Consider the following 23,080-nt stretch of genomic DNA (forward strand, 5'->3'; position numbering starts at 1 on the left):
TGAAAGCGCCGCCTTTCGGCGGCGCTTTCGACATCACTCGCCGATGTGCTGCTTCAGCCAGCCGTTCACGGTGTCGTGCCACTGCACGCTGTTCTGCGGCTTGAGCACCCAGTGGTTCTCGTCCGGGAAGTACAGGAACTTCGACTCGATGCCCTGGCGCTGCGCGGCCGTGAACGCGCCCAGGCCCTGTTCGACCGGAATGCGGAAGTCGAGCTGGCCGTGGATGATCAGGATCGGCTTTTTCCAGTCCGCCACGTGATTGACCGGGTTGAACTTCTCGTAGTTCTGCGGCTTGGCGAACGGCGTGCCGCCCTGCTCCCATTCCGTGAACCACAGCTCTTCGGTGGCGTAGCCCATCATGCGCTGGTCGAACACGCCGTCATGGTTGACCAGGCACTTCCACGGCTCGTTCCAGTTGCCGGCGATCCAGTTGACCATGAAGCCGCCGTAGCTGGCGCCCAGCGCGCAGGCCTTGTCGCCGTTGAGGAACGGGTACTGCTTCTGCGCCGCCGCCCAGCCCTTCTGCAGGTCTTCGAGCGGGCGGTCGCCCCAGTGCTGGCTGATCGCATCGGTGAACGCCTGGCCGTATCCGGTGGAACCGTGGAAATCGATCATCACCACCGCGTAGCCCTGGCCCGCGTAGGTCTGCGGGTTCCAGCGGTAGCTCCAGCCATTGCCGAAGCTGCCCTGCGGGCCGCCGTGGATCAGGAACGCCACCGGGTAGGTCTTGCCTTCCTGGTAGTTGTACGGCTTGACCACGTAACCGTGCACGGTTTCGTTGTTCCAGCCCTTGAACTGGAACTGCTCGTAATCGCCGAAGGCCACGTCGGGCAGCATCTGGCCGGCGCTCGGGGTGATCTCGCGCGGGCTGCTGCCGTCGGCCTGGGCCACCACGATCTGGTCGCCGCTCTTCAGGCTGTTCTTCGTGTAGGCCAGCGTGCTGCCGGCGATCACCGGCGAGCCGACGCTGCCGCCTTCGGCGACCACCGTGGCCTTGCCGGTGGCGATGTCGATGTTGAACAGGCGGTGTTCGCCCAGGTCATCGGCCGCGGTGTAGAAGCTCTTTTCGTCCTGCGACAGCACCACTTCACCGGCCGAACGGTCCCAGTCCGGGGCGATTTCGCGGGTCTTGCCCGAGGCCAGGTCGAGTGCGATCACGCCGAAACGGTCCGCCTCGAAGCCCGGGCGCTTCATCGCGCGGTAGTACAGGGTGTTGCCGTCGGCGCTGAACACCGGGCCGGCATCCCAGGCCGGGTTGGCGGCGGTCAGGTTGACCGGCGCCTGCTTGCCCTCGGCATCCAGGCGGTACAGGTCGAAGTTGGTCGACCACGCTTCTTCGCGGCCGGCCACGCGGATGCTGGCCACCACGCTTTTGCCATCCGGCGCCCAGGTGAAGTCGTCATTGCCGCCGAACGGCTTGGACGGCGCATCGCCGGCCAGCGTCGCGCTGATCGCCGAGGCGCCCTTGACCGCAGCGGCCTTGGCGGCCGGCAGCGGGGCCACGAACAGGGTGTTGCGGCGGCCGTCGTTCCAGGTGTCCCAATGGCGCACGAACAGGCTGTCGAACACTTCACCGGTGTTCTTGCGCGCCTTGTGCGCGTCCAGCTTCTTGCTGGTGCAGGCCAGGTCCGAACCGCAGTCCTGGAACACGCCGGCGCTGAAGGCCACGCGGTCGCCCTGCGGCGAGATCTGGAAGCTGTCCACGTCCACCGCGAAATCGGTCAGCTGGCGCGGGGTGCCGCCGGCCAGCGGCATCGAATACAGCTGCTGGCTGCCGCCCTTGGCGCTGAGGAAGTACACCGTCTGGCCGTCGGCCGAGAGCGCGGCCGAATTGACGTTCCAGCCGGCCGGGGTGAGCGGCTTGGGCGGGGCCGCATCGCGGGTGCGCAGGTTGCGGATGAACAGGCCGGTGCTGGCCTTGCTGTCGGTGCCGACCACGCGCTTGGCGAACACCACGTTGCCGCCATCGGCGGTCAGCAGCGGGGCCGAAACCCGATCCAGCGCGATCATGTCGCGCACATCCAGGCCACGCGTGGCGGCCAGCGACGGCAGCGCGGTCAGCAGGCACAACGGCAACAGGGCGTAACGAAGCTTCATCGGGTTCTCCGCGGAACGGCAAAACGCCGATGGTAGGCCCTGTCATCCCCGTGAAGCAAAGGCCACACGTCATGGAAACGAAAAACCCCGCCGAAGCGGGGTTTTTCACGTTCAGATTGGCTTGCAATCAGACCGCGGTGGCCTTTTTACCGGTGCGGTAGATCAGCCAGCCCACTACGAACAGCACCGCCAGACCGATCCACTGCGCGGCCGGCAGGTGGAACGGCACGGCCAGCACGTCGGCGCGGCTGCTGACCACGATCGGCACGGCGATGGCGATGCCCATCAGCGCTTCACCGGTGATCAGGCCGGCAGCGAACAGCACGCCCGGCTTGTGCACGCGGTCGCGGCCCTCTTCATCGTCGGCGCGCACCTTGTGGAAACGCTCGACCAGGTAGGCGATCAGGCCGCCCAGGAAGATCGGCACCATCAGTTCGAGCGGCAGGTAGATACCAATCGCGGCGGCCAGCACCGGCACGCGGAAGCGGGCGTTGCGCGACTTGAGCCAGCTGTCGAAGGCGATGATCGCCGCACCGACCACGGCACCAATGCCGATGAAGGTCCACGGCAGTTCGCCACCGAACAGGCCCTTGGCCACCGACGCCATCAGGTTGGCCTGCGGTGCGGCCAGCGCGTTCGGGTGCAGCTCGGACTTGACGCCGATGCCGTACGCGGTAGCCAGCAGGTTCAGCACCGGTGCCATGATCAGCGCACACGAGAACGCACCGATGCCCAGCATCAGCTGCTGCTTCCACGGCGTTGCACCCACGATGTAGCCAGCCTTGAGGTCCTGCAGGTTGTCGCCGCCGACGGCAGCGGCGCAGCACACCACCGCACCGATCATGATCGCGGCCACCGCACCCAGCGGCGCGCCACCGACGCCCACCGGCGTCAATCCATCCTTGCCCAGCAGCAGCACCAGCACCGCCGAGGCGAACAGGATGGTGGAGATGGTGATGCCCGAGACCGGGTTGTTGGACGAGCCGATCAGGCCGGCCAGGTAGGCCGAGACCGAGACGAACAGGAAGCCGGCGACGATCATGATGAGGGTCATCGGGATCGACACATGCCACTGGACCACGATGGCCTGGTACAGCGCCAGCAGCGGCAGGGTGAAGGCCACCAGCGCCACCAGCATCCACTTCATCGGCAGGTCGCGTTCGGTGTGCGCCAGCGCCGGGCCGCCGCTCTTGCGCGCGGCGGCAAAGCCGCTCTTGACGCCGTTGAGCAGCGACTTGCGCAGCGAGATCAGGGTCCACACGCCGCCGATCAGCATCGCGCCCACGCCCAGGTAGCGCATCTTCGCGCCCCAGATGGCGAACGCCGCCTCGGTGGACGAGGCCGTGGCGATCGACGCGGCCAGGGCCGGATCGGTGTTCATGAAGAACGCCTGGTACAGCGGGATGGCGATGTGCCAGGTCAGGATCGAGCCGGACACCACCACGATGCCGACGTTGAGGCCGACGATGTAGCCCACGCCCAGCAGCGCCGGCGACAGGTTGGTGCCGATGAACGCGGTGACCTTGGAGCTGCCGACGTAGGCCGAGGTCGCCCAGGCATCGGGAATCAGGCGCATGCCGCTTTCCGCAGCCAGCTTCACCAATGCACCGATCACGGCCGACAGGCCGAGGATCTTCAGGCCCGGGCCCGGGTTCTCACCGGCCTTGAGCACTTCGGCCGCGGCCTTGCCTTCCGGGAACGGAAGCGGGTCTTCGACGATCATCGAACGGCGCAGCGGCACCGAGAAAAGCACGCCCAGCAGGCCACCCAGGCCAGCGATGCCCAGCACCCACCAGTACTTGAAGTCCGGCCAGTAGCCCATGATCACCAGCGCCGGGATCGTGAAGATCACACCGGCGGCGATCGACGAACCGGCCGAAGCGCCAGTCTGCACGATGTTGTTTTCCAGGATCGTGCCGCCGCCCAGCAGGCGCAGCACCCCCATGGAGATCACCGCCGCCGGAATGGCCGTGGCGATGGTCAGGCCTGCGAACAGACCCAGGTAGGCGTTGGCCGCCGACAGGATCACCGCCAGCACGATGGCAAGCACCACCGCGCGGAATGTGAGCTGTCTGGGCGCAGCGTCGTCGTTGTTCATGGAAGCCCCTGCTGGCAAAAAATCCTGTCAAACCTAGCCTTCATGCCTTGGTAACGCAAGGCGGGTAGCGCCGGTCGCCGTAATCGGTAAACCCCTGGAAATGGCCGCGCACCCTGATTTGTAATGTTATATCCTGTCACGCCACCACCGGCGCACCCGTGGCCCCAGCCTCCCCCCGCCTGACCTCCATCGACCAGCTGCGCGGCACCGTGATCGTGCTGATGCTGCTGGACCACGTGCGCGAAACCTTCTACCTGCACCAGCAGGTACCCGACCCGATGGTCGTGGACCAGGTCGAGCCCGCCCTGTTCCTCAGCCGGCTGCTCGCCCACCTGTGCGCCCCCGTGTTCGTGCTGCTCACCGGCCTGTCCGCCTGGCTGTACGGCAGCAGCCAGGCCGCCCCCCGCCGCGCCGCCTCCGCCTTCCTGCTCAAGCGCGGCCTGTTCCTGATCCTGCTTGAACTGCTGGTGGTGAATTTCGCCTGGACCCTGCAGTTCCCGCCCAGCGTGATCTACCTGCAGGTGATCTGGGCGATCGGGATCAGCATGGTCGCCCTCGCCGGCCTGCTCTGGCTGCCCCGCCCCGCCCTCGCCGCCCTGGCCCTGGTGGTGATCGCCGGCCACAACCTGCTCGACGGCATCCACGTCAGCGGCGACGGCCCGCTCGCCGTGCTCTGGAAGATCCTGCACCAGCGCGACTGGATCGCCGCCGGCGACGCCCTGCGCCTGCGCACCTCCTACCCCGTGCTGCCCTGGATCGCCGTCATCGCCCTCGGCTACACCCTCGGCCCCTGGTTCGCCCGAACCGGTGATCCCGCCCTGCGCCAACGCCGCCTGCTCTGGGCCGGCGGCGGCGCCCTGCTCGCCTTCGCCCTGCTGCGCACCGCCAACGTCTACGGCGACGCCCCCTGGCAGGCCATGGCCAGCGCCGGCCAGACCCTGATGAGCCTGTTCAACGTCACCAAGTACCCGCCGTCCCTGCTGTTCCTGCTGCTCACCCTCGGCATCGGCCTGCTTCTCCTGCGCCTCTACGAAAACCCGCGGATCGCCCGCGCCCTGGCCCCGCTGGCCAGCATCGGCGCCGCCCCGATGTTCTTCTACCTGCTGCACCTGTATGTGCTGAAGCTGCTCTACGTCGCCGCCGAAGCGCGCTGGGGCCAGACCCATGGCGCCTATTTCGCCGTGGACCATGTGTGGATGCTGTGGCTGATCACTGCTGCGTTGGCGCTGGCTCTGTATTGGCCGACGCGCGCATTCGCTCGCCTGAAGGCACGCCGCAAAGACCTGGTCTGGTTGCGGTACCTGTAGAGCCACCCCATGGGTGGCTGCCGGATACACCGCGAAGAGCAGCCACGCATGGCGTGGCTCTACGCGGTTCTTCTGTACGACATTGGGAACCTGAAGGGCGCGGGGCGGTAGGCCCCAGGGGGACCTTGAGCAGCATGGATGCTGCGATGAGCCCCATGGATGGGTTCACGCGCGTCCCGCTGGGGCCTGCCGCCCCGCGCCCCAGCCGATAGCAGTGAATCAACACGCTGTTGGCGCAGACCCAACAGCGTACCGACCAACGGTCGGCACCTACCAGGGGCCGGTCGAGTGATAATCGCGACCTGTTTTGTCGCTTATCGCCTAATGACCGCCACCGCCCTTTCCGCTTCCGACGACTTCCTTGGCCACCCCAAAGGCGTTTACGTCTGCTTCTTCACCGAGATGTGGGAGCGCTTCTCGTTCTATGGCATGAAGGCGCTGCTGCTGCTGTACCTCACCAAGTACCACCTGTTCGGCGACAAGGCAGGCCTTGACCTGCTCGGCGCCTACGGCGGCCTGGTCTACTGCATTCCCGTGTTCGGCGGCCTGCTCGCCGACCGCTGGCTGGGCATGCGCAAAGCCGTCGTGTTCGGCGGCATCCTGCTCGTCCTCGGCCACCTCGGCATGGCCTTCGAAGGCCACGCCGCCACCCGCATCGACGGCCAGATCGTGCGCGACGATGCCGCCCTCGGCATCACCTACCTCTCCCTTGCCCTCATCATCATGGGCGTCGGCTTCCTCAAGCCCAACATCTCCACCATCGTCGGCAAGCTCTACCCCGAAGGCGACCCCCGCCGCGATTCCGGCTTCTCCCTGTTCTACGCCGGCATCAACCTCGGCGCCCTGTTCGCCTCCCTCGTCTGCGGCTTCCTCGGCGAAGCCTACGGCTGGAAATACGGCTTCGGCGCCGCCGGCATCGGCATGGTCATCGGCCTGGCCATGTTCCTGTGGGGCCAGAAGTACCTGCAGGGCCACGCCGAACCCACCAACGTCGCCGCCCTGCGCCAGCGCATTGCCGGCGTCCCCCGCGAATGGTTGATCTACGGCATCGCCGTGCTCGGCGTCATTCCCGTGGCCGCCCTCATGTGGTCCGCCGCCAACGGCGCCTTCGCCATCGGCGGCGAAATCAGCCTCGCCCTGCTGCTCATGGTGGTCGTGCTCGGCGGCGTCCTGCTCTGGTTCGCCTGGTTCACCGGCACCCGCTGCACCCCCGTGCAGCGCCAGCAGATGATCGCCCTCATGGCATTGATCTTCATGGCCCTGGTGTTCTTCACCCTGTACGAGCAGACCTACGGCTCCTGGGTCACCTTCACCGACCGCATGCTCACCAAGGACCTTGTCCCCGCGCTGGTGATCCAGGGCGGCACCCCGATCCCGTGGTCGATCGCCTCCCTACTGCTGGCGCCGCTCGGTTTCGTGGTCGCCGCACGCCTGTCCGAACGCCGCCCAGGTTCCACCGCCCCGCGGAACCTGTTCATCGCCATCGTCGCCCTGATGCTGGTGCTCCTGGTCCGCGACTGCCTGGTGATTCCGCAGACCGCCGGCTCGCTCACCTACCTGGGCGGCCTGTTCCTGGTCGTGCTCGCCCCGCTGTTCGCCGTGCTGTGGGCGTGGCTCGACAAGCGCCGGCTGGACCCCTCCAAGCCGGTCAAATCCTCGCTCGGCCTGGTGTTTGCCGCGCTTTCCTTCATCCCGCTCGCCCTCGCTGCCCAGCAGGTCGGCAGCACCGGCCAGATGGCCAGCGTGTGGTGGCTGGTGCTGGCCTACCTGGTGCTGGAGATCGGCGAGATGTGCTTGTCGCCTGTCGGCCTGTCCGCCGTCACCCAGCTGGCCGCGCCGCGCGTGGTGAGCCTGATGATGGGCACCTGGTTCCTGGCCACCGCATTTTCCGAAACCCTCGCCGCGCTGTTCGGCAAGCTCGCCGCCATTGAAGTGCCCGAAGGCGAAACCATGAACATCGCCACGGCCGCCGCCAGCTACGAACACCTGTTCTGGCTGCTGATGTGGATCGGCCTCGGTTGCGCAGCCGTGGCAATGGCTGGCTCGCCGCTGCTGAAGCGGATGATGCACGGAGTCAAGTAAGCCGCCGCACGCCATGCACATAAACACTTCCTAACACCATTCGATCCGGTCACAGTCCGACGGGATTGGAATAAGTTGTAGATACTCGGTTTGTATCGCTCCCCACCATGGCGCTCCCTGCGTTCATGGAACTTTCCCAATGCGTCACGCTGCTCCGCCCCACCACCGCCCGCTCGCCGTACTCATCGCGCTGGCATTGTGCACCTCGCTTTCGTTGCCCGCACATGCGGGCAACGCCGATGCAGAAGCTGTCGATTGCGACATCGATCCTGACCACAGCGTGTGTGAGGCGCAGGACGAAGCAACATCCAGCACCACCCCGTGGCTGATTGGCGGCGTCGCGCTGGCAGGTGCCGCCGCAGCGGCGGCAGGTGGTGGAGGCGGCGGCGGTGGCAGTGACGGCGGCGGTGATGGAGGCGGCGTCCCGCCGGGCTCGGAAGGCGGCCAGTACGGGGGCAACCAGTTCCTGGCCGGACCGGGCAGCGAGATCAGCTGGGACCGCAACGTGGAAACCCGCGTCACCGGCGCGGCCCGCAACGAAGGCAGCCTGCGCATCAACGCCGGCACCCTCAGCGTGCGCAATGACGGCCACCTGCGCAACACCGGCACCCTGCGCATCGGCCAGGCCGCCAGCCTGGTGGTGGAGAACGATGGTGACCTGGACAACCATGGCACCCTCGAACTGCACGGCCAGCTGCAGCTGCGCCGCGATGGCAGCCTGGAGAACCACGGCAGCCTTCAGGCGCACGGTGCGACGATCCAGCTGGATGGCGAGTCCGACATCGAGAACCTCGGCGACATGCAGCTGCGCGACACCGTGGTCAGCATGGGCGGCGAGAGCGAATTCGACAACGGCGAACGCCGCCGCAACGCCACGCTCGGCGTCCAGGGAGGCGGCTTCGCGCTCACAGGCATGGCCGAGTTCGAGAACCACGGCACCGTCAACGCCGGCGGCACGCTCAACCAGGGTTCGCTGGTGCATGCGGTGACCGCGCGCGTCGGCAACGAGCGCGACATCATCGAAGCCTTCGACAACCATGGCCTGATCACCCTGCAGGGCAACGCGCGCGTGCTGACCCTGCTGGCCGACAGCCATGCCAGTGCCGGCATCAACCGCGCCGGCGCGCAGATCATCAGCCACGCCCAGCGGCAATCGGCGATGCATGCCGAAGGCGCGCAGGCGACGCTGATCAACCAGGGCACGCTGACCGTGACCGGTGACGGTGCGGTGGCGATGGCCGGCGCGCGCGGCGCCACGTTGATCAACGATGGGGTGATCAACCTCGGCGTGGCCGGCGGCAACAACGGCCAGAACATGGTGGCCATGCAGTCCGACGGCTCGGCCACACTCAGCAACCGCCGCGGCGGGGTGATCAACATCCATGCCGACAACTCGCACGCGTTCCAGATGGGCGCCAGCGGCGGCGGCCGCCTGATCAACAACGGCCAGGTCAACGTGTATGGCAATGGCAGCGGCGTGCATGCCGACCAGCCGACACAGGATGCCGATCGCCCCGCCCCCGACCTGGGCTGGCAGGCACCGCGCGGCGTGTCGGGCTACACGGTGGGCACCCATGCCGATGGCAGCGCCGGACAGATGGTGCTGCATGAGGGCGGTGAACTGGTCGACGTCCGTGTTGATACCGGGTTCACCCGCGGCACCGACGATTCGCAGATCCGCCTGGAGGACGTCTTCGTCGGCGCCGACGGCGGCGATGACAACATCGCCAGCGCCACGGTGGTGTGGCAGGCGCAGGCCGAGCGCGACGAGGCCGGCAATGTCGACGTGGTGATGACCCGCAACGACTACCGCGATATCGCCGATGCCGACACCCAGAGCGTCGCCGCAGCGCTGGAGGCGGGCTACGCCAACAATGCGCTGTACCACAGCCTGGAAGTGGCTGACGCCGCTGAGTTCAACCACGCCCTGCAGCAGTTGTCCGGCAACGGCCTGGCGGCCGCCAGCATGCGCCTGGCCGCCAACGGCGACGCGTTCTGGTCGAGCCTGGCCCGCGCCAGGCCCGGCAACGGCACCCACATGGTCGCGTTCGGACCGGGCACGGCCACGGCGTCGGGCGTGCAGGGTACCGGCACCGGCGTGCAGGTCGCGATGGCGCTGGGTGGCGGTCGGCAGCTGCTGCTGCGCACCGGCCTGCTGGGCTCGAATTTCTCCACCGATGGCGGCCAGACGCGTTCGCAATCGCGGTTTGCCGGGGTGGGCATGGCCCAGGCGCTGGGCGCGTTCACCCTGCAGCACACGCTGGGCAACGAATGGCACCAGACCGATGGCCAGCGCCAGTTGCACTGGGGCAGCACGCGCATGAGCGCGCACAGCCAGCGCACGCTGTCGCGTACCCGCGTGGGCAGCACGCTGGGCATGGAACTGGCCGGCGGCGGGCTGCGCTGGCAGCCGCGCCTGGGGGCAATGGCGTATCACGCGCGCGAGGGTGCCTTCCATGAGTATGGTGCCGGCGCATTGGGATTGTCGGTCGGCGCAGGAACGCGCAGTGGTGTGCAGCTGGAGCTGGGCACCGCCTTCAGTGGGCGCCTCGGCCATGGGTGGACCCTGCGCGGTGATGCATCCGCATTCCGGTCGGTGGCGTATCGCGCCGACGCGCGCACGGCCACGCTCCACGGTGCAGGCGATCACGCGTTCACCGTTCCAGGGTTGGCGCCGTCCGGACTGGATTACCGGGTGATGCTGGGCGCCGATTATCGCTACCTGCGCGCCGACCTTGGCGGTGCGGTGATGGCGGAACGGCTGATGGGCGTTCGCGATGTGCAGGCGCAGATGCAGGTACGCATGGCGTTCTGATGCGGCCTACGGAAGGCGGGGCGGCAATGCCGCCCCGCCGTCGTCATGGTTGCGCTGCGGTCGAGGCTGAAGCGGTCTGCCCGCCGAGGCTGCGCGACAGGAAGGCCAGCAGGCGGCTGTAGTACTCGCGCTGGTGTTGTGGGGTGTAGAAGCCATGGCCTTCGCTCTTGTAGTACAGGCTTTCAACCGGCGTGCCGGCGCGGCGCAACGCGGCTTCCATTTTCTTCGTGTGCTGGATCGGGGCACGCTTGTCTTCGCCACCGGCGGCCAGGAACACCGGCACTTTCACCTGCGCGGCCAGGTTCACCGGCGAACGCTCCGCCAATGCTTCCGGTGCGCCGAGCCAGTCGCGCAGGTAGGTCATCCCGGAGCGATCGCTCTGGATGTCACCCCGCTCGAACATCAGCGGCAGATCGTAGATGCCCACGTACCCGGCCGCGCACTGGTACAGCCCCGGCTCGCGCACGGTGCCCATCAACGCGGCATAGGCCCCGTAGCTGGCACCGTAGATGCAGATGCGCTTCCCATCGGCAATGCCCTGCTCGATCGCCCAGCGCGTGGCATCGGTCACGTCGTCCTGCATGCGCAGGCCCCACTGGTGCCTGGCCGCTGCGGTGTGCGCGCGCCCGTAGTTGGACGAGCCGCGGAAGTTGATCTGCAGCACCGCATACCCGGCCGCCGCGAGCAGCTGGGTTTCATGCTCATAACTGCCGTCGTCGAACACGCCGATCGGGCCGCCGTGTGGTACCACCACCATCGGCAGCTGGCGCGCCTCCTTGCCATTGGGCACCGTCAGGAAGCCGTGCAGCGGCAGGCCATCGCGCGCCTTCAGTGCCACCGGTCGCACCTGTGCGCTCTGTGACGGGTCGATCCAGCTGCTGCGGCTGGCCAGCAGCCTGGCCTTCTTCTCCACCGTGTCGTAGCGGTAGAAGTCGCCCGGGTTGCTGCCCGACCAGGTCTGCGCCAGCACGATACGTCCATCGCGGGTGCTGGAGGTGATGTACACCGGGCTGCGCAGTGCGGCCTGCAGGCTGCGATACAGCCGCGCGGTGCTGGAGGTGTCGTCGAAGAAGCGCGCCTTCGGCACGTCCCCGTAGTACAGCGCGCCCACCGGAATGCGGGTACCCGGCTGGTAGATCACCCGGCCCGGGTCCACCACCTCGTCACGCAACAGGGTGTGGCGCTCGTTGGTCTGCGGGTTCCAGCTGACGATGGCATCGGGGCCCTCGGCCTGCTCGATCCACAGGTAGGCCAGGCTGCCGTCGGCGGAGAAGCCCAACGGCTTCTCGACGCGCCGGCTTACCGCTTCGTCGTTGAGCAGCACCCAGTCCTCGCCGCGCTGCACGCGGTAGTACAGCTTCTGCACGTTGTCCGAGCCCGAACCCAGTGCAAACCGCACTTCGCCGGTGTTGTCTGTGGTGAAGTGCGCGCCCTGCACGGGCGAGCGCGCCACGATGATCCGCCGCCCGGTGACCGCGTCCATGCGTTCGATGCGGGTGTAGGGATTCTCGGCGAACGGCCACACGGCAATCAGCACGTTGCGCTCGTCGTCGGCGAGCTCATCGGTGAGGAAGGCCGATACCTGGCTGTCGTTGAGCCCACCAACCCGATAGCCGACCAGCAGCTCGCCGCTCCTGCCATCGGCGTTGATGCCGTACAGCTCGCCGGTCGGGCGGGGTTTGTCCAGGCGGCCCCACTTCTGCGCCAGTCCGATCACCAGGCGCTCGTTGCTGACCCAGTCGAAGCTGCCGGCGTGGTTGTCGCGCGGCGGACGGAACGAGCCGACCATCGCCATGTCGGACGTGCGCAGGATCGCGATGGCGGTCGCGTCCTGGAGCGGAACGCTGGCGGCAACATAGGTGCCGTCCGGCGAAATCTTGATGTTGGTGAACGCATCGTCGCGCAGGTAGCGCTCCAGGTCGACCGCGCCGGCCGTCGCCGACAGCAACGCACAGCCGGCGCCCAGCAGCGCGGCCATCAGTGTCTTGCGCATCCTTCCCCCTTGGTCCGGACCCCCTGTCCGGGTCGCCGATTCTAGACAGAACCGCGCGTGCGGCGCCATCCGCCCATGGCGCTCAGGGCGAGGCGGCGGCCGCCGCGCCCGCGGTCTTGCCACCCAGGCTGCGCGACAGGAACGCCAGCAGCTTGCCGTAATACTCGCGGCGATGCGGGTCGGTGTAGAAGCCATGGCCTTCGGTGGAGTAGTACAGCGATTCCACCGGCACGCCGGCCTTCTGCAGCGCCGCCTCCATGCGCTTGGTGTGCTGGATCGGGGCGCGCTCGTCTTCGCCGCCGGCGGCCAGGAACACCGGCACCTTGATGCGGTCGGCAAGGTTGACCGGCGAAACCGCGGCCACGTCGTTGGGGCTGCCCAGCCATTCCTTCAGGTAGGTGCTGCCGGAACCGCTGCGCTGGACATCGCCGGTGGTGTGCATCATCGGCAGGTCGTACACGCCGACGTAGCCGGCGGCGCAGCGGTACATGCCCGGTTCGCGGGCCGCGCCCATCATCGCCGCGTAGGCGCCGTAGCTGGCGCCATAGATGCAGACCCGCGCGGGGTCGGCGTGGCCTTGGCTGATCGCCCAGCGGGTCGCATCGGTCACGTCGTCCTGCATGGCGGCGCCCCACTGTTTGGCGCCGGCGTGCCGGTAGGCACGGCCGAAGTTGCCCGAACCACGGAAGTTGACCTGCAGCACGGCGTAGCCTGCCGCGGCCAGCATCTGCGCTTCGGAATCGTAGCTGCCGTCGTCGAACACGCCGAACGGGCCGCCATGCGGCATCACCACCATCGGCGGCTTCGCCCCTGCCGACGCGGCCGGCAGGGTGAGGTAGCCGTGCAGCTCCATGCCGTCGCGCGCCTTGAACGCGTACGGCTGGACCTTCGCGGCCGTGTCCGGGTCGATCCAGGCGCCGCGGCTGATCAGGTGGTCGGCCTTCTTGGCGACCGTGTCGAAGATGTAGAAGTCACCTGGATTGCTTCCCGACCAGGTTTCCACCAGCACACTGCGGCCATCGCGCGTGCTGGAGGCGATGAACACCGCATCACCGCCGAACGCGGCTTCCAGGCTGCGGTACAGGCGCGCGTCGGCCGAGGTTTCGTCGAAGAAGCGGGTGCGCGGCTTGTCGCCCAGGTAGAGCGCGCCGACCGGAACACGGGTGCCGGGGCGGTAGATCAGACGGTCCGGGTCTACGACGGGATCGCGCAGCAACGGGCTGCGGGTGCCGGTGACCGGGTCCCAGGTCACGATGGCATCGGGGCCGTTGGCCTGCTGCACCTGCAGGTAGGAGGTCTTGCCGTCTTCGGAGAAACCAAGCGCGGTTTCGATGCGGCCGGTATCGGCCTCATCGTTCACCAGCTTCCAGGTATCGCCGATGGCATCGCGGTAATAGAGCTTGTTGACGTTGTCGATACCGGCACCGTGGGCGAAGCGGATCTGCCCGCTCGGGTCGCTGGTGAAATCGGCGCGGCGTACCGGCGACCGGGCCACGGTCACACGGCGGCCGCTGGCGATATCCATGCGATCGACACGGGTGTAGGGATCTTCGGAGAACGGCCACACCGAGACCAGCACGTTGCGCTCGTCCTGCGGCATCGAATCGATCAGGAAGGCGGCGACCGCTTCGACCTTCTTCGGTTGGATGCGGGTGCCCGGACCGTTGCCTTCCACGCGATAGCCGACCAGCAGTTCGCCACGGCCGCCATTGGCGTTCATCGCGTACAGCTCACCGGTGAGCTGCGGCTGGTCGAGGCTGCCGAACTTTTCGGCCAGGCCGATCAGCACGCGCTCGTTGTTGACCCAGTAAAAACTGGTGGCGTGGTTGTTGCGCGGCGGCACGAACGAACCGGTGACCTTGCCGGTGGCGCGGCTGAGGATGGCCAGTGCGGTTCGGTCTTCCATCGGCACGGTGGCAGCGTAGTAGTCCCCGCCCGGCGACAGCTTGATGTCGGTAAACGTGTCGCGCTTGAGATAGCGCTCAAGATCCAGCTCCGCAGCGGAACCCTCCGCCACCGGCCCGCACAGCAGGCCCACGACGGCCAGGACCGCCCATATCGAGTACTTCATCCTTCCCCCTCCAACCAGACACCTTGTCCGTGATCGGCGATTCTAGACAGATCGGCGCAGCACAGGCCAGTGGCGACCTTCTTGGACGCATCCGGGCCCGGAAAGAAAAATGGCACCGCGAACGGTGCCATTTGGACGTGCATTGACGGAGAGAGAGAGAGATCAATGCACGCCGCGGAACGCCAGGCTGAGGGCCAGGATGGACAGGATCACGGCGATGGTGCCGTCGAGGATCCGCCAGGTACGAGGTTTGGTGAACAACGGGGCCAGCAGGCGGGCACCGAGGCCCTGGGCGGTCAGCCACAGGCAGCTGGCGGTGACCACGCCGGCGGCGAACGCCATGCGGGCATTGCCGAAGTTTTCGGCAATGGAGCCGATCACCATCATGTCCAGCCAGAAGTGCGGGTTGATCAGCGAGAAACCGACCGCAGCGGTCAGCACGGCGCGGCGCGAGGTGTTGTCGCCGTCATCGACCTGCATGCCGCCGCCGCCGGCCAGCGCGCGCCGGGCCGACTGCCAGGCGTACCAGCTGAGGAACGCCACGCCGCCCCACAGCACCACGGTGGTCAGCCAGGGCAATGCCTGGGTCAGGGTGCGCAGGCCGGCCACGCTGGCGAAGATGAAGATGGCATCGATCGCCGCGCAGGTCGCCACGACCGGCACGATGTGCTTGCGCAGGATGCCCTGGCGCAGGATGAAGGCGCTCTGGGCCCCGACCACGGCGAACAGGCCGATACCGGCTGCGGCACCACTGAGCCACGCGGCCAGACCGGGGCCGCCGGAAATGAAGGAGAACATGGGATACCACCTGTGTTGCTGGGGGGCGGTGCCTCGCCAAGGCGTACAGCACCGTGATGGCGCGTATTGTCGCGCCGCAACATGGAAAAGTAGAGCTAAACTTACTTAACCATCTTTAGCGGAACTTAAGACGATGCGCATCGACCATGCCCAGCTCCGCGCCCTGGCGGCGGTGATCCGCGAAGGCAGTTTCGACCGGGCGGCGCAGTCACTCAATGTCACCGCCTCGGCGGTGTCGCAGCGGGTGAAAGCGCTGGAGGACCGGGTCGGACGGCTGCTGGTCAAGCGTTCTTCGCCGGCGGTGGCCACGCCGGAAGGCCAGGTACTGGTGCAGCTGGCCGAGCAGACGGCGCTGCTGGAGCACGATGCGCTGCACCGGATGGGTATTGCCGATGAGGACCTGCCGCACGCCAGCATCCCGGTGGCGGTGAACCACGACAGCCTGGAAACCTGGTTCCCGGAGGCGGCGCTGAATTTCGCGCGGCAGACCGGGACGACGCTGGACCTGCGCTCGGAGGACCAGGACCACACGGTGGCGCTGCTGCGCCAGGGCGCGGTGCTGGGCGCGGTGACCACGCTGGACGAGCCGGTGCAGGGCTGCCAGATCCACGCGCTGGGCAGCATCCGCTACGCGGCCACGTGCACGCAGGCCTTCCACGACCGCTACTTTGCCAAGGGGGTGAACGCGCAGTCCCTCGCGCAGGCGCCGGTCCTGGTGTTCAACCGCAAGGACGACATGCAGGCACGGTTCGCGCGGCGGCTGGCCGGCGACGACCTGCCGATGACGGCGCCGACCTGGTGGATTCCGTCAACGCGGGCGTTCGTGCAGGCCAACGTGGGCGGGCTGGGCTGGACGATGAACCCGCTGCCGCTGGTCAAGCGCCACCTGGACGCGGGACGGCTGGTGCTGATGAAGCCGCGCGCGTGGGAAGACGTGCCGCTGTACTGGCAGCACTGGAAGGGCGACGTGCAGACAATGGCGCTGCTGACCAGGGCCGTGCTGGCGGCGTCGGCGACGCTGGTGCGCCGCAGACGGTAGGTACCCACCGTTGGTGGGTACGCCTTCACGTGCCGACCAGCGGTCGGCACCTACCGTGGCCTTCAAGCATCCAGCGCGGGGCGTTCGATGGAATCGGATCCGGTCTATCTGCATATCCGGGTGGTGCTGAGCATCATCCTGGGGTTGAGCATCACCACGCTGGTGAAGGGCCTGGCCTCGATCATCGAGCACCCGGCCCGGCGTGGCGGGTGGTCCGGCATCCACCTGTGCTGGGTGCTGTGGATGCTGGTGTCGGTGGTCACCTTCTGGTGGTGGGAGTTCCGTCTGGGCGAAGTGCGCCAGTGGACCTTCGGCCTGTACCTGTTCGTGATCGGCTACTGCGCCAGCTGGTACATGCTGTGCGTGCTGCTGTTCCCCGATGACCTGCGCGAGTACGGCAGCTACGAGCAGTACCTGCTGCAGCGGCGCGGCGGTTTCTTCGGCATGCTCGCCCTGGTGACCGTGCTCGACCTGGGCGACACGGCGATCAAGGGTCACAGCCGCTGGCAGATGCTCGGCGAGGCGTACCCGGTACATACCGGGATCATGCTGGTGATTGCCGGGGTGGGCATCGCAAGCCGTTCGCGACGGGTGCACCTGGGCCTGGCCGTGCTGGCGCTTGTTTACCAGTGCGGGTATTTCCTCGCTGAATATTTCACCTTGGGGTCCGATTGATCCCTGCGATGCTGCGTTGCACCAAATCCGTACCGTTTCGGGCTAAAATTGAGCCCTGGATGCGCCAAGAGCTTGTTTCTTCACGCTTCTTCCACGAAGCGCCGTCATCCTGCCCTCATCTCCCCACATGAGATATCCATGAAAAAGTTAGCGAAGGTCGTCCTCGGCCTGTTCGTGCTGTTGCTGATCGCAGCGGCCGTGTTCCTGTACTGGCCCCTCCACCAGCGTTCGGTTCCGGCCGCGGGCAACGACAAGCCGGTCGACGTCGTGCTGGTCGGCGGCGGCATCATGAGCATCACCCTGGCCACCTTCCTGCAGGAACTGCAGCCAGACTGGAACATCCAGGTGTTCGAACGCCTCGACGGCGTGGCCCTGGAAAGCTCCGATGGCTGGAACAACGCCGGCACCGGGCACTCGGCCTTCGCCGAACTGAACTACACCCCGGAACTGCCCGATGGCAGCATCGAGACCAAGCGCGCGGTCGGCATCGCCGAGCAGTTCGAGATCTCCCGCCAGTTCTGGTCGCACCAGGTCAAGGAAGGCCGGCTCAGCCAGCCGTCCGACTTCATCAACCCCACCCCGCACATGAGCTTCGTGTGGGGCGATGACAACATCGCCTACCTGCACAAGCGCCAGCAGGCGCTGGTCAGGAATCCGCTGTTCTACGGCATGCAGTACTCCGAAGACCCGGCGCAGATCAAGGCCTGGGCCCCGCTGCTGATGGAAGGCCGCGACCCGAACCAGAAGGTCGCCGCCACCTGGATGCCGCTTGGCACCGACGTCAACTTCGGCGTGATCACCCGCCAGCTCACCGCCGGCCTGCAGCGCAACCCGAACTTCAGCCTGCACCTGGAACATGAAGTCCGCGCCCTGCGCCAGAACGACGACAAGACTTGGAACGTCACGGTCAAGGATCTCAACGCCGGCACCGAGTCCACCCTCAAGTCGCGCTTCGTGTTCATCGGCGCCGGCGGCGCCGCGCTCAAGCTGCTGCAGCTCTCCAACATCCCCGAAGCCAAGAACTACGCCGGCTTCCCGGTCGGCGGCCAGTTCCTGGCCTTCAAGTCCCCGGCCATCGCCGGCCGCCACGGCGTAAAGGCCTACGGCATGGCCGAAACCGGCTCGCCGCCGATGTCCGTGCCGCACCTGGATTCGCGCAAGCTCGATGGCAAGCCGGTGGTCCTGTTCGGCCCGTTCGCCCTGTACAGCACCAAGTTCCTCAAGCACGGCTCCTGGTTCGACCTGTACTCCTCGGTCAACCACAACAACGTGGCCGGCATGCTCGACGTCGGCGCGGAGAACCTGGACCTGGTGAAGTACCTGATGGGCCAGGCCCGTCTCAACGACGACGACCGCCAGGCCGAACTGGTCAAGTACTTCCCCAACGCCAAGCGCGAAGACTGGGAGCTGGTCACCGCCGGCCAGCGCGTGCAGATCATCAAGCACGACCCGGAAAAGGGCGCCGTCCTGCAGTTCGGCACCGAAATCGTGACCGACAAGGACCACACCCTGGCCGCCCTGCTCGGCGCCTCCCCGGGTGCCTCGACCTCTCCGCCGATCATGCTGGACCTGCTCAAGAAGGCCTTCCCCGAGCAGATGGCCGCCGGCTGGGAAGCCCGCCTGGCCCAGATCGTGCCGTCCTACGGGCGCAAGCTCAACGACAGCCCGGCCCTGACCAACGAGATCCGCCGCCAGACCAGCGACACCCTGCGCCTGCCGTACCTGGACGTGCCGGTGGAGACGAGCCCGGCAGTGATGATGACCCCGCCGCCCGCGGCGCCGGTGGCGCCGGCGAAAGAAAAGCGGAATGCGAACGAGGAGCTGCAGGCCCTGTAGGTCCGCAGCGGAAAGCAGCGGGGCAGAGCCCCGCTATACAAAAACCGGCTTCGGCCGGTTTTTTTTTTGCTGTTCCGACCGCCCCAAGCCATTCGTCAGGGGTGCGGGGCGGCAGGGGGTAGCGGGACCTTGAGCAGCATGGATGCTGCGATGAGCCCCATGGAAGGGTTTACGCGCGTCCCGCTGCCCCCTGCCGCCCCGCACCCCAACACGTAGAAAGGAGACGCCCGCGCTTTCAGCTCGTTAAATTATTGTAATTAGAATGCGAACGATTTACATTTGCGTCCCGTTGTGCACCCACCTGCCTCTGCTGAGACCCCCGCATGTCCTTCCGTTCCCACCCCTCTGCTTCCGTCCGCCGTGCCCCGCTGGGCCTGGCCCTGCTGTCCGTGCTGTCGCTGGCCTCGCCCCTGGCCCTGGCTGACACCGTCGATGCCGGCAGCAGTGCCGCCGATGCCAAGACCCTGGACCAGGTGAACGTCGTCGGCTCCCAGCGCGCGCCGTCCAGCACCACCCGCCTGCCCATCACCCTGCAGGAAACCCCGCAGTCCACCAGCGTCCTCGCCCTCGACCGCATCCAGAACGAATCGCTGTTCTCGATCAACGACGTCATGCGCAACATCACCGGCGTCAACGTCTCCTTCTACGACACCCAGCGCCCCCTGTACTACGCGCGCGGCTTCACCATCACCGACTTCCAGGTCGACAGCCTGCCTACCTACAGCGGCTCCACCAACCAGGAATACGACACCGCCTTCTACGACCGCATCGAAGTCATCCGCGGCGCCAACGGCCTGCTCAGCGGCGCCGGCATTCCCTCGGCCACCGTCAACCTGCTGCGCAAGCGCCCCGGCAAGGAGTTCGACGCCTCCTTCGCCATCAGCGCCGGCAGCTGGGACTTCCGCCGCATGGAAGCCGACGTCAACGCCCCGCTCACCCGCGATGGCCGCTTCCGCAGCCGCGTCGTTGCCGCCTATACCGATCGCGAGCTGTATTACGACCGCTACAAAGAAGACAAGATGGCCGGCATGGCCGTGCTGGAAGGCGACCTGACCGATTCCACCACCGTCACCGTCGGCTACCAGCGCCAGGACAACAACCCGGTCGGCTCCACCTGGGGCACCGTGCCCTTCTTCAACAGCGACGGCACCTTCGCCCACCTCCCCCGCGAAACCAACATGGCCCCCAAGTGGAGCTACTGGCAGCGCGAAACCAGCACCGCCTTCGCCAACCTCGAACAGCGCTTCGGTGAAAACTGGCTGCTCAAGCTCAACACCGCCTACACCCGCGGCAACGTCCAGAACGTGCGCGTCTACGGCAGCGGCTACCCCGATCCCGTGAGCGGTGCCGGCACTTACCTGCTGGCCGGTGCCGGCGATGCCGAAGACACCCGCAAGGGCGCCGACCTGTTCCTGTCCGGCACCTTCCCCGCCTTCGGCCGCGAACACGATGTCGTCGTCGGTGGCAGCTGGTCCGACCTCGAAGCCACCACCTGGACCCTTACCTCGGTGGCCAACTGGCGCTACAACATCCCCGACATCCGCAACTGGAACGGCGACATTCCCGAGCTGACCGCCAGCCGCACCGGCGCCCGCCGCATCGCCCGCACCCGGCAGAGCGGCGTGTACGCCTCCACCCGCCTGCGCCTGGCCGATCCGCTGTCGCTGATCGCCGGCGCGCGCCTGAGCCGCTGGGAAACCCTGACCCGCGCCTACAACGCCGCCGGCACCTACACCGGCACCAGCGGCCAGTACAAAGTCACCGACGAAGTCACTCCCTACGTCGGCCTGGTCTACGACATCGTGCCCGACTTCTCGGTGTACGCCAGCTACACCGAAATCTTCAACCCGCAGAACTACAAGGACCGCAACGAGAACCTGCTCGCCCCCGTGGAAGGCTCCAACCTGGAAGCCGGCATCAAGTCGCAGTGGTTCGATGGCCGGCTGACCGCCAACGCCGCCATCTTCGAAGCCAAGCAGGACAACTACGCCGTGCGCGACATGAGCCTGCCGGACGGCTCACTCAGCGATGGCAGCTCGGCCTACATCGGCGTCAACGGCACCAAGTCGCGCGGCTGGGAAATGGACATCAACGGCGAGATCCGCCCGGGCTGGACCGTCAATGCCGGCTACACCCACGTCAAGGTGACCCGTGCCAGCACCGACCTGATCTACGCCAACCTGCCCGAGGATTTCCTGCAGCTCAACACCAGCGTGCGCCTGCCCGGCGTGCTGGACCGCCTGACCGTGGGCGGCGGCTTCTCCTGGCAGAGCGAAGTGGAGGGCTACAACATCCCCTACCCGCTGGGCGGCACCCGCACCGTGCGCCAGCCGGCCTACATGCTGGTCAACCTGCACGCCAACTACCAGATCAGCGACAGCTGGACCGCCACCCTGAGCGTGCGCAACGCGCTGGACAAGACCTACTGGGCCAACCTGGACTACAACAACTACGGCGAACCGCGCTTCATTTCCGCGAGCCTGCGCTGGAAATACTGATCCGCCGCGCGGTTGAAACCTGAATAGGCCCGCCTCCTGGCGGGCCTTTCTTTTTGCTGCGCTGCGGGTTGCACGACCGTCCGTAATTATGGCGTAATTACCAAAACGCCATTCGGATGCCCGTCGATGAACCCCAGTTGGGACACCTTGGAGCGTGGCCGCCAGGCCCGGCTTGAACGCGCCGCCCCCTGGGCGCGCGGCCGCAACGTCGCCGCCAACGATGCCATCGCCCTGCTGCACGCCCTGCTGGAGCCGGGCGACAAGGTCTGCCTGGAGGGCAATAACCAGAAACAGGCCGATTTCCTCGCCCAGTGCCTGGCCGACCTCGACCCGGCCCGGGTCCATGACCTGCACATGGTGCAGTCGGTGCTGTCACTTCCCTCGCACCTGGATGTCTTCGAACGCGGCATCGCCTCCAGGCTCGACTTCTCCTTCTCCGGCCCGCAGTCGGTGCGGCTGGCCAACCTTGTGTCCGAAGGGCGCATCCAGATCGGTGCGATCCATACCTACCTGGAACTGTTCGGCCGTTACTTCATCGACCTCACCCCGCGCGTCGCACTCGTTGCCGCCCAGGCCGCCGACCGCCACGGCAACCTCTACACCGGCCCCAACACCGAAGACACCCCGGTGATCGTCGAGGCCACCGCGTTCGGCGGTGGCATCGTCATCGCCCAGGTCAACGAGATCGTCGACACCCTGCCCCGCGTCGACATCCCCGCCGACTGGGTCAACTTCGTGGTGCAGGCGCCGCGCCCGAACCACATCGAACCGCTGTTCACCCGCGACCCGGCGCAGATCTCGGAAATCCAGGTACTGATGGCGATGATGGCCATCAAGGGCATCTACGCCGAATACGGGGTCAACCGGCTCAACCACGGCATCGGGTTCGATACCGCCGCCATTGAACTGCTGCTGCCCACCTACGCCGAATCGCTCGGGCTGAAGGGAAAAATCTGCCAGCACTGGGCGCTCAACCCGCACCCGGCGTTGATCCCGGCGATCGAATCGGGCTTCGTCAAATCCGTGCACTCGTTCGGCTCCGAACTGGGCATGGAGAAGTACATCGCCGCGCGCGGGGATGTGTTCTTCACCGGCGCCGACGGCTCGATGCGCTCCAACCGCGCGTTCTCGCAGACCGCCGGGCTGTATGCCTGCGACATGTTCATCGGTTCCACCCTGCAGATCGACCTGCAGGGCAACAGCTCCACCGCCACCCGCGACCGCATCGCCGGCTTCGGCGGCGCGCCCAACATGGGCTCGGACGCACGCGGCCGCCGCCATGCCAGCGACGCCTGGTTGAAGGCTGGCCAGCAGGCCGCGCGCCCCGGTGAAATGCCACGTGGGCGAAAACTGGTGGTGCAGATGGTGGAAACCTTCCGCGAGCACATGGCGCCGGCGTTCGTTGATCGGCTGGATGCGTGGGAACTGGCCGAACGTGCGGCCATGCCGCTGCCGCCGGTGATGATCTATGGCGACGACGTCAGCCATGTGCTTACCGAAGAGGGCATCGCCAACCTGCTGCTGTGCCGCACCCCGGAGGAACGCGAACAGGCGATCCGCGGCGTGGCCGGCTATACCGCCGTGGGCCTGGGCCGCGACCGCGCGATGGTCGAGAACCTGCGCGACCGTGGCGTGATCCAGCGCCCGGCCGACCTGGGCATCCACGTGCGCGATGCCAGCCGCGACCTGCTGGCCGCGCGTTCGGTGAAAGACCTCGTGCGCTGGTCCGGCGGCCTGTACGACCCGCCCAAGCGCTTCCGCAACTGGTAAG

Annotated in this window: 13 protein-coding genes; 8 read left to right on the forward strand and 5 right to left on the reverse strand. The window is 67.0% G+C overall.

Annotation, left to right across the window (positions count from 1 at the left end):
* Positions 1-33: 33 nt before the first annotated feature.
* Positions 34-2,097, reverse strand: coding sequence for a S9 family peptidase (locus tag QE395_RS12945; protein WP_306989449.1), 2,064 nt, complete (start codon positions 2,095-2,097; stop codon positions 34-36).
* A gap of 127 nt (positions 2,098-2,224) precedes the next feature.
* Entirely contained in the window at positions 2,225-4,195 is a 1,971-nt protein-coding gene (locus QE395_RS12950) for an oligopeptide transporter, OPT family (protein ID WP_306989451.1), read from the reverse strand.
* Positions 4,196-4,353: 158 nt separating this feature from the next.
* On the opposite strand from QE395_RS12950, the gene QE395_RS12955 reads away from it, so the two are divergent.
* From QE395_RS12955 to QE395_RS12965, 3 genes are all read left to right on the forward strand, one after another.
* A complete protein-coding gene (locus QE395_RS12955; RefSeq protein WP_306989453.1) occupies positions 4,354-5,502 on the forward strand; it encodes a heparan-alpha-glucosaminide N-acetyltransferase domain-containing protein in 1,149 nt (382 codons plus the stop codon).
* 324 nt (positions 5,503-5,826) lie between these two features.
* The gene (locus QE395_RS12960) at positions 5,827-7,584 is read left to right on the forward strand and encodes an oligopeptide:H+ symporter (RefSeq protein ID WP_306989455.1); all 1,758 of its coding nucleotides are present in this window, start codon (positions 5,827-5,829) and stop codon (positions 7,582-7,584) included.
* Between the two features lie 139 nt (positions 7,585-7,723).
* On the forward strand, positions 7,724-10,399 hold the full coding sequence (locus tag QE395_RS12965) for an autotransporter outer membrane beta-barrel domain-containing protein (protein WP_306989457.1): 2,676 nt from the start codon (positions 7,724-7,726) through the stop codon (positions 10,397-10,399).
* 43 nt (positions 10,400-10,442) lie between these two features.
* On the opposite strand, the gene QE395_RS12970 is transcribed toward QE395_RS12965, so the two are convergent.
* From QE395_RS12970 to QE395_RS12980, 3 genes are all read right to left on the reverse strand, one after another.
* Positions 10,443-12,392 (reverse strand): S9 family peptidase, encoded by a 1,950-nt coding sequence (locus QE395_RS12970; RefSeq protein ID WP_306989459.1) that lies wholly within the window; start codon positions 12,390-12,392, stop codon positions 10,443-10,445.
* 82 nt (positions 12,393-12,474) lie between these two features.
* Positions 12,475-14,463 (reverse strand): prolyl oligopeptidase family serine peptidase, encoded by a 1,989-nt coding sequence (locus QE395_RS12975; protein ID WP_306989461.1) that lies wholly within the window; start codon positions 14,461-14,463, stop codon positions 12,475-12,477.
* 162 nt (positions 14,464-14,625) lie between these two features.
* Positions 14,626-15,261: a LysE family transporter gene (locus QE395_RS12980; protein ID WP_068850096.1), complete on the reverse strand. Its 636-nt coding sequence runs from the start codon at positions 15,259-15,261 to the stop codon at positions 14,626-14,628.
* Positions 15,262-15,394: 133 nt separating this feature from the next.
* Between QE395_RS12980 and QE395_RS12985 the strand changes: the two genes are divergently transcribed.
* The 5 genes from QE395_RS12985 (at position 15,395) to mdcA (ending at position 23,079) form a co-directional block, all read left to right on the forward strand.
* Positions 15,395-16,300 (forward strand): LysR family transcriptional regulator ArgP, encoded by a 906-nt coding sequence (locus QE395_RS12985; RefSeq protein ID WP_095363419.1) that lies wholly within the window; start codon positions 15,395-15,397, stop codon positions 16,298-16,300.
* 87 nt (positions 16,301-16,387) lie between these two features.
* Positions 16,388-16,975: a hypothetical protein gene (locus QE395_RS12990; RefSeq protein ID WP_095363420.1), complete on the forward strand. Its 588-nt coding sequence runs from the start codon at positions 16,388-16,390 to the stop codon at positions 16,973-16,975.
* 138 nt (positions 16,976-17,113) lie between these two features.
* Positions 17,114-18,811 (forward strand): malate dehydrogenase (quinone), encoded by a 1,698-nt coding sequence (gene mqo, locus QE395_RS12995; protein WP_306989464.1) that lies wholly within the window; start codon positions 17,114-17,116, stop codon positions 18,809-18,811.
* A gap of 323 nt (positions 18,812-19,134) precedes the next feature.
* Positions 19,135-21,309 (forward strand): TonB-dependent siderophore receptor, encoded by a 2,175-nt coding sequence (locus QE395_RS13000; protein WP_306989466.1) that lies wholly within the window; start codon positions 19,135-19,137, stop codon positions 21,307-21,309.
* Between the two features lie 126 nt (positions 21,310-21,435).
* Positions 21,436-23,079, forward strand: coding sequence for a malonate decarboxylase subunit alpha (mdcA, locus tag QE395_RS13005; protein WP_306989468.1), 1,644 nt, complete (start codon positions 21,436-21,438; stop codon positions 23,077-23,079).
* Position 23,080: the final 1 nt, after the last annotated feature.

It is taken from the genome of Stenotrophomonas sp. SORGH_AS_0282 (assembly GCF_030818125.1).
GTDB lineage: Bacteria > Pseudomonadota > Gammaproteobacteria > Xanthomonadales > Xanthomonadaceae > Stenotrophomonas > Stenotrophomonas rhizophila_A.